Source organism: Saccharibacillus brassicae, assembly GCF_006542275.1.
GTDB lineage: Bacteria > Bacillota > Bacilli > Paenibacillales > Paenibacillaceae > Saccharibacillus > Saccharibacillus brassicae.
In genome coordinates this window covers 2467328-2481208 of sequence record NZ_CP041217.1, presented here as the reverse complement: position 1 = coordinate 2481208, position 13881 = coordinate 2467328, and the positions used below count along the sequence as shown (strand labels likewise).

The 13881-nt window shown below is 56.0% G+C and carries 13 protein-coding genes; 10 read left to right on the top strand and 3 right to left on the bottom strand.

Going from position 1 to position 13881, the window contains the following annotated elements:
- Positions 1–40: 40 nt before the first annotated feature.
- A complete protein-coding gene (locus FFV09_RS10315; protein WP_246098522.1) occupies positions 41–667 on the bottom strand; it encodes a YczE/YyaS/YitT family protein in 627 nt (208 codons plus the stop codon).
- 303 nt (positions 668–970) lie between these two features.
- Between FFV09_RS10315 and FFV09_RS10310 the strand changes: the two genes are divergently transcribed.
- The 7 genes from FFV09_RS10310 (at position 971) to FFV09_RS24480 (ending at position 9661) form a co-directional block, all read left to right on the top strand.
- The gene (locus FFV09_RS10310) at positions 971–2710 is read left to right on the top strand and encodes an ABC-F family ATP-binding cassette domain-containing protein (RefSeq protein ID WP_141447755.1); all 1740 of its coding nucleotides are present in this window, start codon (positions 971–973) and stop codon (positions 2708–2710) included.
- 318 nt (positions 2711–3028) lie between these two features.
- Positions 3029–4630, top strand: a complete 1602-nt coding sequence (locus FFV09_RS10305) for a xylulokinase (RefSeq protein WP_141447754.1) — start codon at positions 3029–3031, stop codon at positions 4628–4630.
- 17 nt (positions 4631–4647) lie between these two features.
- The gene (locus tag FFV09_RS10300) at positions 4648–5343 is read left to right on the top strand and encodes an L-ribulose-5-phosphate 4-epimerase (protein ID WP_141447753.1); all 696 of its coding nucleotides are present in this window, start codon (positions 4648–4650) and stop codon (positions 5341–5343) included.
- 85 nt (positions 5344–5428) lie between these two features.
- Positions 5429–6853 carry an L-arabinose isomerase gene (gene araA, locus FFV09_RS10295; protein WP_141447752.1) on the top strand — a complete coding sequence of 475 codons (1425 nt, stop codon included), beginning with the start codon at positions 5429–5431 and terminating at the stop codon, positions 6851–6853.
- Between the two features lie 306 nt (positions 6854–7159).
- Entirely contained in the window at positions 7160–7747 is a 588-nt protein-coding gene (locus FFV09_RS10290; protein WP_141447751.1) for a TetR/AcrR family transcriptional regulator, read from the top strand.
- A 99-nt stretch (positions 7748–7846) separates the two neighbouring features.
- Positions 7847–9328, top strand: coding sequence for a DHA2 family efflux MFS transporter permease subunit (locus FFV09_RS10285; RefSeq protein ID WP_141450424.1), 1482 nt, complete (start codon positions 7847–7849; stop codon positions 9326–9328).
- A 63-nt stretch (positions 9329–9391) separates the two neighbouring features.
- A complete protein-coding gene (locus FFV09_RS24480) occupies positions 9392–9661 on the top strand; it encodes a VOC family protein (RefSeq protein WP_342782111.1) in 270 nt (89 codons plus the stop codon).
- A gap of 4 nt (positions 9662–9665) precedes the next feature.
- On the opposite strand, the gene FFV09_RS10280 is transcribed toward FFV09_RS24480, so the two are convergent.
- On the bottom strand, positions 9666–10577 hold the full coding sequence (locus FFV09_RS10280) for a helix-turn-helix transcriptional regulator (RefSeq protein ID WP_141447750.1): 912 nt from the start codon (positions 10575–10577) through the stop codon (positions 9666–9668).
- A 98-nt stretch (positions 10578–10675) separates the two neighbouring features.
- Between FFV09_RS10280 and FFV09_RS10275 the strand changes: the two genes are divergently transcribed.
- The 3 genes from FFV09_RS10275 (at position 10676) to FFV09_RS10265 (ending at position 13006) form a co-directional block, all read left to right on the top strand.
- The gene (locus FFV09_RS10275) at positions 10676–11140 is read left to right on the top strand and encodes a VOC family protein (RefSeq protein WP_141447749.1); all 465 of its coding nucleotides are present in this window, start codon (positions 10676–10678) and stop codon (positions 11138–11140) included.
- A gap of 67 nt (positions 11141–11207) precedes the next feature.
- On the top strand, positions 11208–12377 hold the full coding sequence (locus tag FFV09_RS10270; RefSeq protein WP_141447748.1) for an MFS transporter: 1170 nt from the start codon (positions 11208–11210) through the stop codon (positions 12375–12377).
- 41 nt (positions 12378–12418) lie between these two features.
- A complete protein-coding gene (locus FFV09_RS10265) occupies positions 12419–13006 on the top strand; it encodes a YdeI/OmpD-associated family protein (RefSeq protein WP_141447747.1) in 588 nt (195 codons plus the stop codon).
- A gap of 295 nt (positions 13007–13301) precedes the next feature.
- On the opposite strand, the gene FFV09_RS10260 is transcribed toward FFV09_RS10265, so the two are convergent.
- Positions 13302–13781: a GyrI-like domain-containing protein gene (locus FFV09_RS10260; protein WP_141447746.1), complete on the bottom strand. Its 480-nt coding sequence runs from the start codon at positions 13779–13781 to the stop codon at positions 13302–13304.
- Positions 13782–13881: the final 100 nt, after the last annotated feature.

Below are 13881 nucleotides of genomic sequence, written 5' to 3'. Positions count from 1 at the left end.
GAGCGGGGATGCCGGGCATCCTCTTGTCGCCGACATCCCTTCACTCCGTCCGCATTTTTACTGACTTGCCGCTTTTACGTCGGTCACCCCGTATCTTTTCCGTAAAATGCACATTGAAAAAATGAATGATCGGTCCGAGTCCGAACATGCACACCAGCGTCCCCAGCCCGATGATGCCTCCGAACAGGAAGCAGATCAGCGCGCAGAGAGCGTCCGTGAACATGCGATGCCAGAAATAGCCGACTCGCGGGAAGCGATCTCTCATGATCAGCGACAGACAATCGTAAGGCGCGATGCCGACGTTGGACGTCTGATACAGGGATACGCCGAAACTGCAGATGACGACGCCAACCGCTACCGTAATTACGCGCTGCCACAGCAGTTGGGGTTCGCCGGGCAGGTCGATCCAGATGTTATAGAAAAACGTAACGATGTAGCCCAGAAATACGGCGTTGACCACGGTGCCGATTCCGATAAACCGTCGTCCCGCGATCAGCTGGATTACGAACAAAGACAGGTTGAGCAGGATCAGAAATCGGGCATACTCGATCCCGCTCGTATCCGCAAGGGCCATCACCATACCGCTAAAAGGATCGTTCCCCAAGCCGGACAGTTTGAAAATGCTAATTCCCATACCCAAAAAAATATTGCCAACCAACATAATCATTAACCGTCTTGGCTCTGCCAGCGTATTCAAAAAGCTTTTCATATGAACCGTCCTAAAGTCAGATTGTCGTGCAGGGTCATGCTTCCTCGCGCAAACGACGCCGTCATTATAGCACAGTTTGTACAGCCGGGTTGTACCGTCCTGTGCACGCGCCGAACGCTCCATTCCGAATTCTCTTCTCCACAAACCAATTGTACTTCCTCCCAATCAGTGGTACTCTGAAGAGTGGTAAACGCGGCAACAACGCACTTCCCTGACTCCTCAAAAATTATGACCACTTTAGCTATCAAGAAAGGTAACACTATGATAAAAGTTGAAAACCTATCGTTCTCTTTTCCGCAAAAAGAACTGTACAGCAACATCTCGTTCACGCTCGAAGAAGGCCAGCACTGCGCGTTTATCGGGACGAGCGGCAGCGGCAAAAGCACGTTGATCGACATCCTGATGGACCCGGAGCGGTATTTGTTCGAAGGCAAGCTTGAGATCGAGCCGGGCTTCACGATCGGACATGTGAGCCAGTTCTCGCAGGTGGACAACAGCCGGCCGATGACCGTGTTCGAATATATCGGCGAAGAGTTCATCCAGGTGCAGGACGAAATCACGGCGATCTATGCGGAGATGGCGACGTCGTCGGATCTGGATGCGCTGATGGAGAAGTCCCAGTCGGCTTTGGACGCTTTTGAAGCGATGGACGGGGACAATTACGAGAATACGATCAACAAGCAGCTGAACCTGGCCAACCTGATCAAGCTCCGGGATGCGGACGTATCCGCTCTGAGCGGCGGCGAGTTCAAGCTCGTGCAGGTCATGAAGCAAATGCTGCTGCGTCCGGACCTGCTGATCATGGACGAACCGGACGTCTTTCTGGACTTCGAGAACCTCAATGCGCTCAAGAAGCTGATCAACGCGCACAAAGGCATGCTGCTCGTCGTGACGCACAACCGCTATCTGCTCAACCACTGCTTCAACAAGATCATCCACCTCGAAAATACGGAACTGCAGGAGTTCGACGGACGTTATATCGATTACAACTTCTACCTGCTTCAGACGAAAATCGAGCTGCAGGAGATCACGGTGGCGGAAGCCGAAGAGATCGCGCGCTACGACGGCATTATCGACAATCTGCGCGAGATCGCGACGTACAATTCGGAAGCTTCGCGCGGCCGGGCGCTCAAAGCGCGGGTGCGGTTCCAGGAGAGACTGGAAGCGCGCCGTATCAAGGAGCCGTTCGTCGACATCAAGCAGCCGAATATCCGCTTGGGCATGGACGAGGCGCCGGAAGAGACGGTACTGGTCAACGTTGAGGACTACAGCGTTTCTTTTGACGAGCTGCTGCTCGAACACGTGACTTTCGAGATCAAATCGACGGACAAAATCGCCCTGATCGGGCCGAACGGCACCGGGAAGACGACGCTGCTGCGCGATATTTTCCGCGGCACGCATCCGGCGATCCAGGTCAGCGACGAGGCCCGGCCGGCGTACCTCTCCCAGCTGCAGGGCGAGACGCTTCAGGATTCCAATACGATTCTGAACGAATTTATCGACGCCGGCTTCAAGACGTACGACGAGATCCGGGCACATCTGCTTCAATACGGCTTCGAAGGCGAGATTCTGGAACAGAAGATACAATCGCTGTCCGGCGGGGAGAAAAACATGCTCCAGTTGGCGAAAGCCGCAGGCAGCGGGGCCAATCTGCTGCTGCTGGACGAACCGACGAGCCATCTGGACCTCTATTCGCAGATCGCGCTGGATCAGGCCATTCAGGACTACAAAGGCGCGATCCTCATGATCTCCCACGATTTCTATTCGGTCGTCAACGGCATGGATTACGTGCTGATCATCGACAACAAGACGGTCCGCAAGATGAGCATGCGCAAGTTCAGACAGATGATCTACAACCGTCACTTCGATCGCGGCTATCTGGAAGCGGAGCAGAACAAGAAAGCTGTCGAGCTGAAAGTCGAGCTTGCGTTAAAAGACAAAAACTTCGAGCTGGCCAAAAAGTGGGTCGACGAACTGGAACAGTTGATCAAGCAGCTGTAAGCGATTGGCATGGTAAAAGAGTTCCCGGCGTAAAAGAAGTTCGTTATAGGCACAACGCGAAAAGACACCGAAGAGTAAATCTTCGGTGTCTTTTCGGCTGCGGAAATTCAGGCAGGGCAGGGGATCGAGCGCAGCCGCGGCATACAGATCAGCCAACCATGACATGTACGTACAAATATCTTTTTTTTGAAAGTGAAAGAGAGAATATTGACAGATGTACGTACAAGAAAATATACTGGAAGTATCATTTTGAAACCGCATACTTTTGGATCACCTACCGTAGGCCCAGCAGGAACAGGAGAGGGGACAGTTGTCATCATGAACCAAGTCAACGTACAGGAAGCGATCGCCGGCGGCCGCACTTCGCTCGGCATCGAATTCGGATCGACCCGGATCAAGGCGGTGCTGATCGATTCGACGTTCGAGACGATCGCTTCGGGAAGTTACGAATGGGAGAACCGGCTCAAGGACGGGTATTGGACGTACGACCAAAGCGAGATTCTCGGAGGGCTGCAGGCCGCTTACCGCGAGATGAAGCAGGACGTGCAGCAGCGCTACGGCGTGAAGCTGACTACGGTCGGCGGGATCGGATTCTCGGCCATGATGCACGGGTACATGGCGTTCGACCGTGCAGGCGAGCTGCTGGTGCCGTTCCGGACGTGGCGCAACGCCACTACGGGCGAGGCGGCGTGCGAGCTGACGGAGCTGTTCCAATTCAATATCCCGGAACGCTGGAGCATCGCCCATCTGTACCAGGCGATCCTCGGCGGGGAAGAGCATGTGCCAAGCATCGACTTCGTGACGACGCTCGCCGGCTATATCCACTGGCTGCTGACGGGCGAGAAGAAGATCGGGATCGGCGACGCTTCCGGCCTCTTCCCGATCGAAGAGTCGAGCCATGCGTACCATCCGGCGATGGTGGGACAGTTCGACGCGTTGATCGCGGGCAAAGGGTATCCGTGGACGCTCTCGCACGTACTGCCGCAGGTGCTGAGTGCCGGCGAACAAGCCGGCACGCTGACCGCGGAAGGCGCGAAGCTGCTCGACCCGGACGGCGACCTGCAGCCCGGCATTGCGCTCTGTCCGCCGGAAGGCGACGCGGGCACGGGCATGGTGGCGACGAACAGCGTGAAGAAGCGCACGGGCAACGTGTCGGTCGGCACGTCGGTGTTCGCCATGATCGTATTGGAGCGGGAACTGTCGAAGCTGTATCCCGAGATCGACATGGTCACGACGCCGGACGGCAGTCCGGTCGGCATGGTGCATGCCAACAACTGTTCCAGCGATCTCAACGCCTGGATGGGATTGTTCCGCGAGTTTGCCGCGGCGATGGGCTTCGAAGCGGATTCCGGCAAATTGTTCGGCGTCCTGCTGAACAAGGCGCTCGAAGCCGATCCCGACGGAGGCGGCCTGCTGAGCTACGGGTATCTGTCGGGCGAGAACATCACGGGGCTTGAGCAGGGACGCCCGCTGTTCGTCCGTTCGCCGGAAAGCAGCTTCACGCTGGCGAACTTCATGCGGACGCATCTGTTCACGGCGTTCGGGGCGCTCAAGCTCGGCATGGACATCCTGACCGAGAACGAACAGGTCGCGATCGACAGCCTGCTCGGCCACGGCGGCTTGTTCAAGACGCCGGTCGTGGGCCAGCGGATGCTGGCCGCCGCGCTGAACGTGCCGATCTCGGTCATGTCGACCGCCGGCGAAGGCGGAGCGTGGGGCATGGCGCTGCTCGCGGCTTACATGACGGACCGCGAAGCGGACGAGAGCCTGGAGCATTTCCTGGGTGAAAAAGTGTTCAAAGACGTCGAAGGCGAAGAAATCTCGCCGGACGCATCGGATGTTGAAGGTTTCCGGACGTTTATCCAGCGTTATCGGGCCGGACTTGCTATCGAGCAGGCGGCTGTCGACCATCTTAACTAGAACGGGAGGAATTGACCTTGTTGGAACAGCTGAAGCAAGAAGTCTACGAAGCGAATCTGGAGCTGCCGAAGCACGGCCTCGTCAAGTTCACGTGGGGCAACGCCAGCGCCGTCGACCGTGAGAGCAATCTGTTCGTCATCAAGCCGAGCGGCGTCAGCTACGAGACGATGAAGCCGAGCGATATGGTCGTGGTCGATTTTGACGGCAACGTGGTCGAAGGCGACATGAGACCTTCGTCCGATACGGCGACGCACGCCGTCTTGTACAAGCATTATCCGCAGATCGGCGGCATCGTGCATACGCATTCGACCTGGGCGACGATCTGGGCGCAGGCGGGGCTGGACGTTCCGGTCATGGGCACGACGCATGCCGACACGTTCTACGGAGCGGTACCCTGCGCGCGCTTCCTGACCCAGGAAGAGATCGACCGCGGGTACGAAGCGGAGACGGGCCGCGTCATCATCGAGACGTTCGACAAGCTCGGCGTCGACGTGCTGGCGATTCCGGCCGTGCTGCTGCAAGGCCACGCGCCGTTCACCTGGGGCAAAGACGTCAAGTCGGCGGTCGTGAACAGCGTCGTGCTGGAAGAAGTGTGCAAGATGAACCTGTACGCGCGCCAACTGAACCATTTTGCCAAAGAACTGCCTCAGGGCATTCTGGACAAGCATTATTTGCGCAAACACGGCAAAGACGCCTACTACGGGCAGAAATGATCGGTTGACGATACAAACTTCGCGATAAAAATCCATGATAAAAATGCACCATAAAAAATTCAACGATGAAAAGAGGCTGATTGGGATGACGGGAACAGCGGGAAAACAGTTTTGGTTTGTCGTGGGGTCGCAGCATTTGTACGGAGAAGAAGCGTTGGGCGAAGTCAAAGCGCACGCCCAGAAGATGACGGACGCGCTCAATGCGAGCGGCGTGCTGCCTTATCCGCTCGTGCTGCAGGATCTGGCCGTGACCGCGGACAAGATCACGCAGCTCATGCAGGAAATCAACTACCGCGACGAAGTCGCCGGCGTCATTACGTGGATGCATACGTTCTCGCCTGCGAAAATGTGGATCCGCGGCACGCAAAAGCTGCAAAAGCCGCTGCTGCATCTGGCGACCCAGTACAATGAGAGCATTCCGTGGGCGACGATCGACATGGACTTCATGAACCTGAACCAGGCGGCCCACGGCGACCGCGAATACGGCTTTATCAATGCCCGTCTCAAAAAGCAAAATAAAGTCGTCGTCGGCTATTGGGAGCGTCCGGCCGTGCAGCAGCAGATCGCGGACTGGATGGACGTCGCGGTCGCTTACAACGAAAGCTTCAATATCCGCGTAGCCCGCTTCGGCGACAATATGCGCAACGTCGGCGTAACCGAAGGCGACAAGGTCGAAGCGCAGATCCAGTTCGGCTGGACCGTGGATTACTACGGCATCGGCGATCTCGTGGAAGTCGTGAACGCCGTTGGCGAGCAGGAAATCGACGCATTGATGGCCGAATACGCCGATCTGTACGAGTTCGAATACGGCGACAACAGCAAGGAAGCGTGGGAAGCCAGCGTGCGCGTCCAAGCGGGTTACGAGATCGCGCTCAAGCGCTTCCTGGACGAGAAAGGCTATAACGCCTTCACGTCGAACTTCGAAGACCTGCACGGCATGAAGCAGCTTCCGGGCCTGGCCGTGCAGCGGCTGATGGCGCAGGGTTACGGCTTTGCCGGCGAAGGCGACTGGAAGACGGCGGCGCTTGATCGCCTCATGAAAGTCATGAGCCACAATCAGAACACCGGCTTCATGGAAGACTACACGTACGAGATGGCGGCCGGGCAGGAAGCGATCCTGCAGTCCCACATGCTCGAAGTGGACCCTTCCCTTGCCGGCAGCAAGCCGAAAGTCGTCGTGTCCCCGCTCGGAATCGGCGGCAAAGAAGATCCGGCCCGCCTCGTCTTCGACGGCAAAGCCGGCGACGGCGTCGTCGTCTCGATGGTGGATCTCGGCACGCATTACAAGCTGCTGATCAACGAAGTGACCGCGTTCGAGCCGACGGAACCGGCACCGAACCTGCCGGTTGCCCGCGTATTGTGGAGCGTGAAGCCGAACTTCCAGGACGGCGTCCGTGCCTGGATCGAGAACGGCGGCGGCCACCACACGGTCGTGTCGCTCAACCTGACGACCGATCAGATCGTCACTTACGCGAAGCTCGTGAATCTGGAGTATGTCGTGATCAAGTAAGGACGTTGCTCTCCTGACAAGAAATAAGAAGTCCTTTTCATCGTAAAAGTTCTCTTTCCTAATAAAAAGTTCTCGGACAGAGTCCGACAAGGCAGAACCGTTTTCCGATAAATGAGCACGTTCATTTGTCGGGAAGCGGTTCTTTTTATTTTCCAAAAAAAGGGCTTCAGAACGGCGAAATCGACCCTGCTTATAATGAGAGCGTTACCAAATTGCGAGAAAAATAAAAGCGTTGACAGGTGCCTTCGAATACGGATAATGTATGTAGACCGATTGGTATAATTATTCCGAAGGAAGTGGCTTTTGTTGGGTGAAAAGTCGAATGCCAAAGAGTCGATTGTCAACACCGCCGCACGGCTCTTTTTTTCACAAGGCTATCATGCGACCGGGCTGAATCAGATCATCAAGGAAAGCCATACGCCCAAAGGATCGTTGTATCATTATTTCCCGCACGGCAAAGAAGAGCTGGCGCATGTGTGCATTCGGAAAACGAATGAGCATATTTTGCAAAAGTTCGAGGACACGTTCGCTGCGCACGACAATACGGCGGACGGGATCCAGCAGTTCGTGCACGATATGGCGTACGAGACGGAGGCGTCCGGCTTTACCGGATTTTTGCCGTTCAGCTTCTGGGCCGCGGTGGAGACGTCCTGCATCAGTCAAAGTCTGCGCGTCGCCTGCCAGGGCGTGTTCGCCGATTGGCAGAAGATCATCGCCAAACATCTGGTGGTCGACGGCATGAGCGAAGCGCGGGCGGACGAGACGGCGCTGCTGGTCGTCTCCCTGATGGAAGGCGCGCTGATCATCAGCCTGACGAATCAGGACAAACAGCCGCTGCTCACGGCCGCCGATTACCTGGCCGCCGTGACGAAGAATGCCGGAGAAACCCGGTAAGAAGAAGCAAGAAGAAGCAAGAAGAAGCAACGACCAGTAAGAAGAAGCAAAAAGAGAAAGTTCGATATGTTCGAGGAGGATGGAATCGTGAGTGGTTCAATGACAGCTGATTCGGTAGAGAATCAACCAGAAACGCAATCTTATAAAGTATTTCCGATTTTGTTCGCCATGCTGCTGAGCGGCTTTATCGGCCTGTTCGGCGAAACGGCTTTGAACGTCGCTTTGACGCCGCTGATGGCGATGCTCGAAGTCGGACCGACAACCATTCAATGGCTGACGACCGGCTATCTGCTCGTACTGGGCATCCTGGTGCCGGTATCCGGCATGCTGCTGCAATGGTTCACGACCCGGCAGCTGTTCACGACGTCGCTGATCTTCTCGATCGCCGGCACGCTCGTGGCGGCGCTTGCGCCCAACTTCGAAATCCTGCTCGCGGCCCGCGTGCTTCAGGCAGTCGGCACGGCGCTGCTGCTGCCGCTGATGTTTAACACCATCCTCGTGATTTTCCCGATCGAAAAACGCGGCGCCGCCATGGGCCTGATCGGTCTGGTCATCATGTTCGCGCCGGCAAGCGGCCCGAGCATCTCCGGCCTGATCCTCGCCAACCTGAGCTGGCACTGGATCTTCTGGATCTCCCTGCCGTTCTTCGCCATCTCGTTGATCTGCGGCCTGCTGTTCCTGCCGAACATCTCCAAGCTGACCAAGCCGAAGATCGACATTCTGTCGATCGTGCTGTCGACGCTCGGCTTCGGCGGTATCGTCTACGGCTTTAGCAGCGCGGGCGGACACGGCGAAGCCGGCAGCGGCTGGACGAGCCCGATCGTCATCGGAACGCTCGTGATCGGCGTTGTCTCCCTGATCCTGTTCAGCGTGCGCCAGCTGAGAATGAAGCAGCCGCTGATGGATCTGCGCGCGTTCAAGTACCCGATGTTCACCATCGGCCTGATCCTGATCTTCATCTCCATGATGATGATGCTGTCTTCGATGCTGATCCTGCCGATGTATCTGCAGCAGGGCATGGCGGTTACGGCTCTGACGGCCGGACTCGTGCTGCTGCCGGGCAGCCTGCTCAACGGCCTGCTGTCTCCGGTCATGGGCCGGTTGTTCGACAAATTCGGTCCGAAATGGCTCGTCGTCATCGGCTTGGCCATCGTAACGGTCGTGCTGTTCCTGTACACGGGAATCACGCCGACGACGACGCTTGCCAAGATCATTACGCTGCACATCTTCATGATGGTCGGCATCTCGATGATCATGATGCCGGCGCAGACGAACGGTCTGAACCAGCTGCCGCGCGAGTATTACCCGCACGGCACGGCGATCATGAACACGCTGCAGCAGGTGTCCGGCGCGATCGGAACCGCTGTGGCGGTCAGCATTCTGAGTGCCGGCCAATCCCGCTTCCTGAGCGGGGTCACGAATCCGGAGAGTCCGGAGAATCAACTGGCCGGCTTCACGTCTGGCGTGCAGAACGCGTTCGTGTTCGCGCTCGTGCTGTCGATCATCGGTCTGATCACTTCGATCTTCATCAAGCGCGTCAAGGTCGGATCGGCCGCGAAGTCGCAGGGACCGATGCATTAATTTCCAGGTTCCTTGCGCGTGATTCAAGCCTGTTCTTGCGTCATACAAGTCTGTTTAAGAGCGATGTCCCCCGGCGGGATATCGCTCTTTTTTGCGTCCGGCAGGCAACCTTGTGAAAGAAGTGGAATACATGATAAATGCGCTTCTCCCGAGGAAGTGTATGCGGTGTACAACGAATACGTATCGAAAGGAGCCGTAGGCATCGCGGAGCCGAAAGTCGTAGCCTGGGGACATACGACGGGCTTTTTTGCGGACCCGGAAGGCAATATCCATTCGCTGTTTGCGGTCAATCCGCCCAATCCGCTTAACCCGTTGGAACCGGTCAGCGGCTGAGCGCTTATCCGTACTTCTTCACCATCTCCAGCAGATACTCCCGAAACTTTTCGACGTAAGACGGCGGCTCCGCGATCTCCACATCCGTCCCGAAGCCGGCCAGAAATTGAAACCCGATCGGACTTTGCGGCACATGGATCGTGGCCCGGAATTTCCCGGGACCGTGCGGCCGGACGCTGCGGTGACCGTATCGTTCAATAAACCGGTCTTTGACGCCGGGCGTAATCCACGCTTGGACTTCGACAAGTTCCGGCCGATACCCGGGTTCCGGCGCGGACTCCGGCCGGACTTCCCGGGGGACAAACGTCTGCGGCTTCACCGTTAGCCGGTCGATCCGGGAGAGCTTGAATATCCGCTCGGCCCTGCGCTCCAGACAGAAGCCGTGGAGATACCAGCTGTTCTCGCTGAAATGCAGCTGGGCCGGTTCGACTGTTCGGTGAGTGGCTGTCCCGTTTTTGTCGATATAATCGAAGGCAAGCACTTTTTTGCCCGAGATGGCTTCCTGGCAGCTTTTCAGGATATGGCGAAGTTCGGACCGGCCTGCCCAATCGTAAAAAGACAGCTGAATCGTTCCCGTAGAAGCCGATGGGTTCACCATGGCTTCTATTTTTTTGATCGTAATCTCCACTTCTTCGCTGAGCAGAATTTGTTCGAGTCCGCCGAGGGCGGTCAGAATATGCTCCAGATCGGCGCTGCTCAGCAGACGTTTATCCATCTTGTACGTGTCCATGATGCCGTAGCCCCCGTGTGCGCCCGCGACCGCGTAGATCGGGATATTGGAGAGGCTGAGCGTCTCCATATCGCGCAGAATCGTGCGTTTGGTGACGCCGAACAGCTGGGCGAATTCGCGGCTCGGGACGATTTCTTTGCGCAGCAGGATCATAATGATCGAGATCAATCGTTCTACCTTTTCCATAAAGACTCCTTTTTTTGGCATCGGCCTGGAATGGTGACATACAGTCGTCATCTATCCCAGATTATCATAGATGTATACCCAAGAGGAGGCTAACCATTATGGCGGCAATCGCATATTTGAACTTTGACGGCAACACGGAGCAGGCGATCGGATTTTATAGAGAGGCTTTGAACGCAACCGAGGTAAAAGCAGTTAAATTTGGAGACATCCCGCAGGATCCGAACTACCCGATGCCCGAGCAGGAGCGCAATATGATTATGGAATCTTCCCTGGCATTCGATGGGGGCCGAATCATGATGTCGGATATTCTCCCTTCGATGAAGCCGGTCACGGGTGAATGGATTCAGGGCAACAGCATGCTGATCAGTCTGGTCATGGACGACAAATCGAAGCTTGAAGAGTATTTCAGCCGGCTGTCCGTTGGCGGACACGTGATCATGCCGCTGTCCAGCGTGCCCTGGTCGTCGTGCTTCGGCATGCTGGTCGACCGGTTCGGCATCAACTGGAAGTTCAACAGCGACGCGGATCAGTTTCTCGATCAGGTCATTGCCGGTCAAGCGTAACTGATTTTAAGAAAACGGTCCTGTACGCGGAGGCCGTTTTTTTATTTGGATAAGGAGGTTCGATGAAATGAAGAAAAGTCATGCTGTGCTGATTTTCTGCTTGGCTCTGGGAATCTTCGGCATTATCACAACGGAAATGGGCATGATTGGCGTACTTCCGCAGCTTGCTCAGAAATTTGGGATTTCGCCTGCCCAAGCTGGGCTTCTGATCAGCGTTTTCGCTCTGACCGTAGCTGTGGCGGGTCCATTTGTCACGCTGTTTGCCTCCGGTCTCAACCGAAAAACCATACTGCTTGTGTCCGTCTTGATGTTTGCTGTCTCTAATGCAGTCTACGCGTATACGACAAATTTCGAAGTTATGCTGCTTTTTCGAATTCTGCCCGGGATTTTTCATCCTGTTTTTTTCTCTATTGCGCTTGCGACGGCTGCCGGACTCGTTCCTCCCGAGAAAAGCGGCCAAGTCGTTACACGGGTAATGGCCGGTGTCACTGTCGGATTCGCTTTCGGAATTCCGCTTACGGCTTATCTAGGAGCCTACTTTTCGCTGGAAGCCGCATTCGGATTCGGAGCGCTTGTGAGCGCGGTTTCCTTTTTCGGCCTGGCAGTCGGGCTGCCTAACGCTCCTTCAACACGGAGGAAGTCAGCTGGCAGTCAACTCGGTATCCTGCGCCTTCCGCAATTAAGACTGACGCTGTTGATCGTGCTGCTGATCTTTGCGGCGATGAGTTCGGTGTACAGCTACTTCGCCGAATACCTACGGGACATCACCCATATGAACGAGACCTGGATCAGTGCCATGCTGATGGTGTTCGGTATCACGATGATCGCCGGGAATTTCCTGTTCGGATTTTTCCTGAACAAAAGCCCGATGCGCACGGCGACGGTCCTCCTTCTTGTCTATGCGGCAGTATACGCAGCGGCTTATTACGGAGGGGCTTCGATAGGGCTGATGGCAGTTATCATCTTCGTATGGGGAGCGGTTCATGCCGGAGGACTGATTATCGGCCAAGGTTTGTTGATACGCGATGCGAGCGCAGCTCCCGAGTTTGGAAACAGCTTGTTCCTTTCTTTTTCCAACATCGGTATAGCGGCAGGAACCTGGATCGGCGGTTGGTTCATTTCTGCTTGGGGTACGCATCAACTCGTCTTGAGCGGCGTTTTGGCTTTGTCGTTTGCTTTTGTCCTTCTCATCCTTCGGATTTCTATCTTTTCCTCCTCAAGCCGGCAGTCCAACTGACCGAAATATCGGATATCAGCGAACAGGAGGTGGACGGAGACATGAACATGGACAATCTGCTGCCCGATGCTTCGATCGAGACGCTGCGGCTGTGGCTGGCGGAGCACGGCAGGTCCGAGAAATCGTGCTGGGTCGTAGTGAGTCTGACGCCCAAGCCGGACACGCTGCTGTATCTGGACGCTGTCGAAGAAGCGCTCTGCCGGGGCTGGATCGACGGGGTGAAGCGGAAGATCTCGGACACGGAGCTGGCGCAGCGGCTGTCTCCGCGCAGCGCCCGCAGCTCGTGGACGGAGCTGAACAAAGAGCGCGTCCGGCGGCTGGAGCGGTTGGGCAGGATGACGGACGAAGGGCGACAGGTTCTACCCGATCTGGGCCCGGATTCGTTCCGTATCGATCCCGAAATCGAGCGCAGGCTGCGGGAAGATCCGCAGACGTACGAGAATTTTATGGCTTTGCCCGGACTTTATCGCAGGGTGCGGGTCGACAACGTACAGAACTGCCGGAATCAACCGGAGCTGTTCGAGAGCCGGCTGGACAAATTCATCTTCAACACGCAGGCGGGCAAAATGTACGGGCAGTGGAACGATAACGGACGTCTATGGGGCGAAGGGAAGACGGATGAAGTTTAAGGCTTCCGAACAAAAAGAGCGGACCGCTTATGGCGGTCCGCTAACGTGTCGAGAAAGTCTGATTCTGAACAAAGTGAGGAGGCGGAGGGAGAAATTCAGTGTAGGAGCGCCAGCGTTCGCCTTTGAAATCAGGAAAATCCCATTAAAATTTGATCCTTTTTCCTGATTTCAACACGCGACCGGAACGAATTTCTCCCGCAGTCGACAAACTTCTCATACGTATAGGACTTTCTCGACAGCCTGAGCGGACCGCTTATGGCGGTCCGCTTTTTTGTCGGTCAGGAAGTCAGGCCGATCAGGCCGGGACGACCGGAATCCACATCTCGCCTACAACCCGCCCGTCCCGCTGCTCCATCTCGACCGTTGCATTCGGGCCGCCGACATAGATGAAATCTTTGACTTCCGGAAGCGCTTCGGCAAAAGCCGCGTAGGTCAGCGCATGGCTCAGTTCTTCGGCCGTCGACCCTTCGCCGCGTACGACCAGATAGTCTCCCGCAGGGAATTCGATCACGCGGGATTCCTGGGGAACGGATTCGTCGGTTATGACGCCGGCGTAATGCATCATCTTGTTGTTGACCGCTTCGTTCACGGCAAAAATGTAGTCGTTCGTCGAGATGGCTTTTAACGTATCCAGTCGTCCATCTTGAGCAACGGCCGACCAGAACTCCGACTTCTCGCGGGCAATTCCGGCAGAATCCGTGTAATCGCTGAGCAGTTCGGTTCCCAGACCCAGAACGTTGAAGCGATCTTTTTTCTCAAGCGTGTAATTGGCCATGATAGACACCTTCCTTTTCCGGTTTTCGGGCGAATTGTTTTTTCCTCCCGGTAGGTATAAGATAAACCTGAATCCTGTCAAAAAATGGTACTGTTTAGGA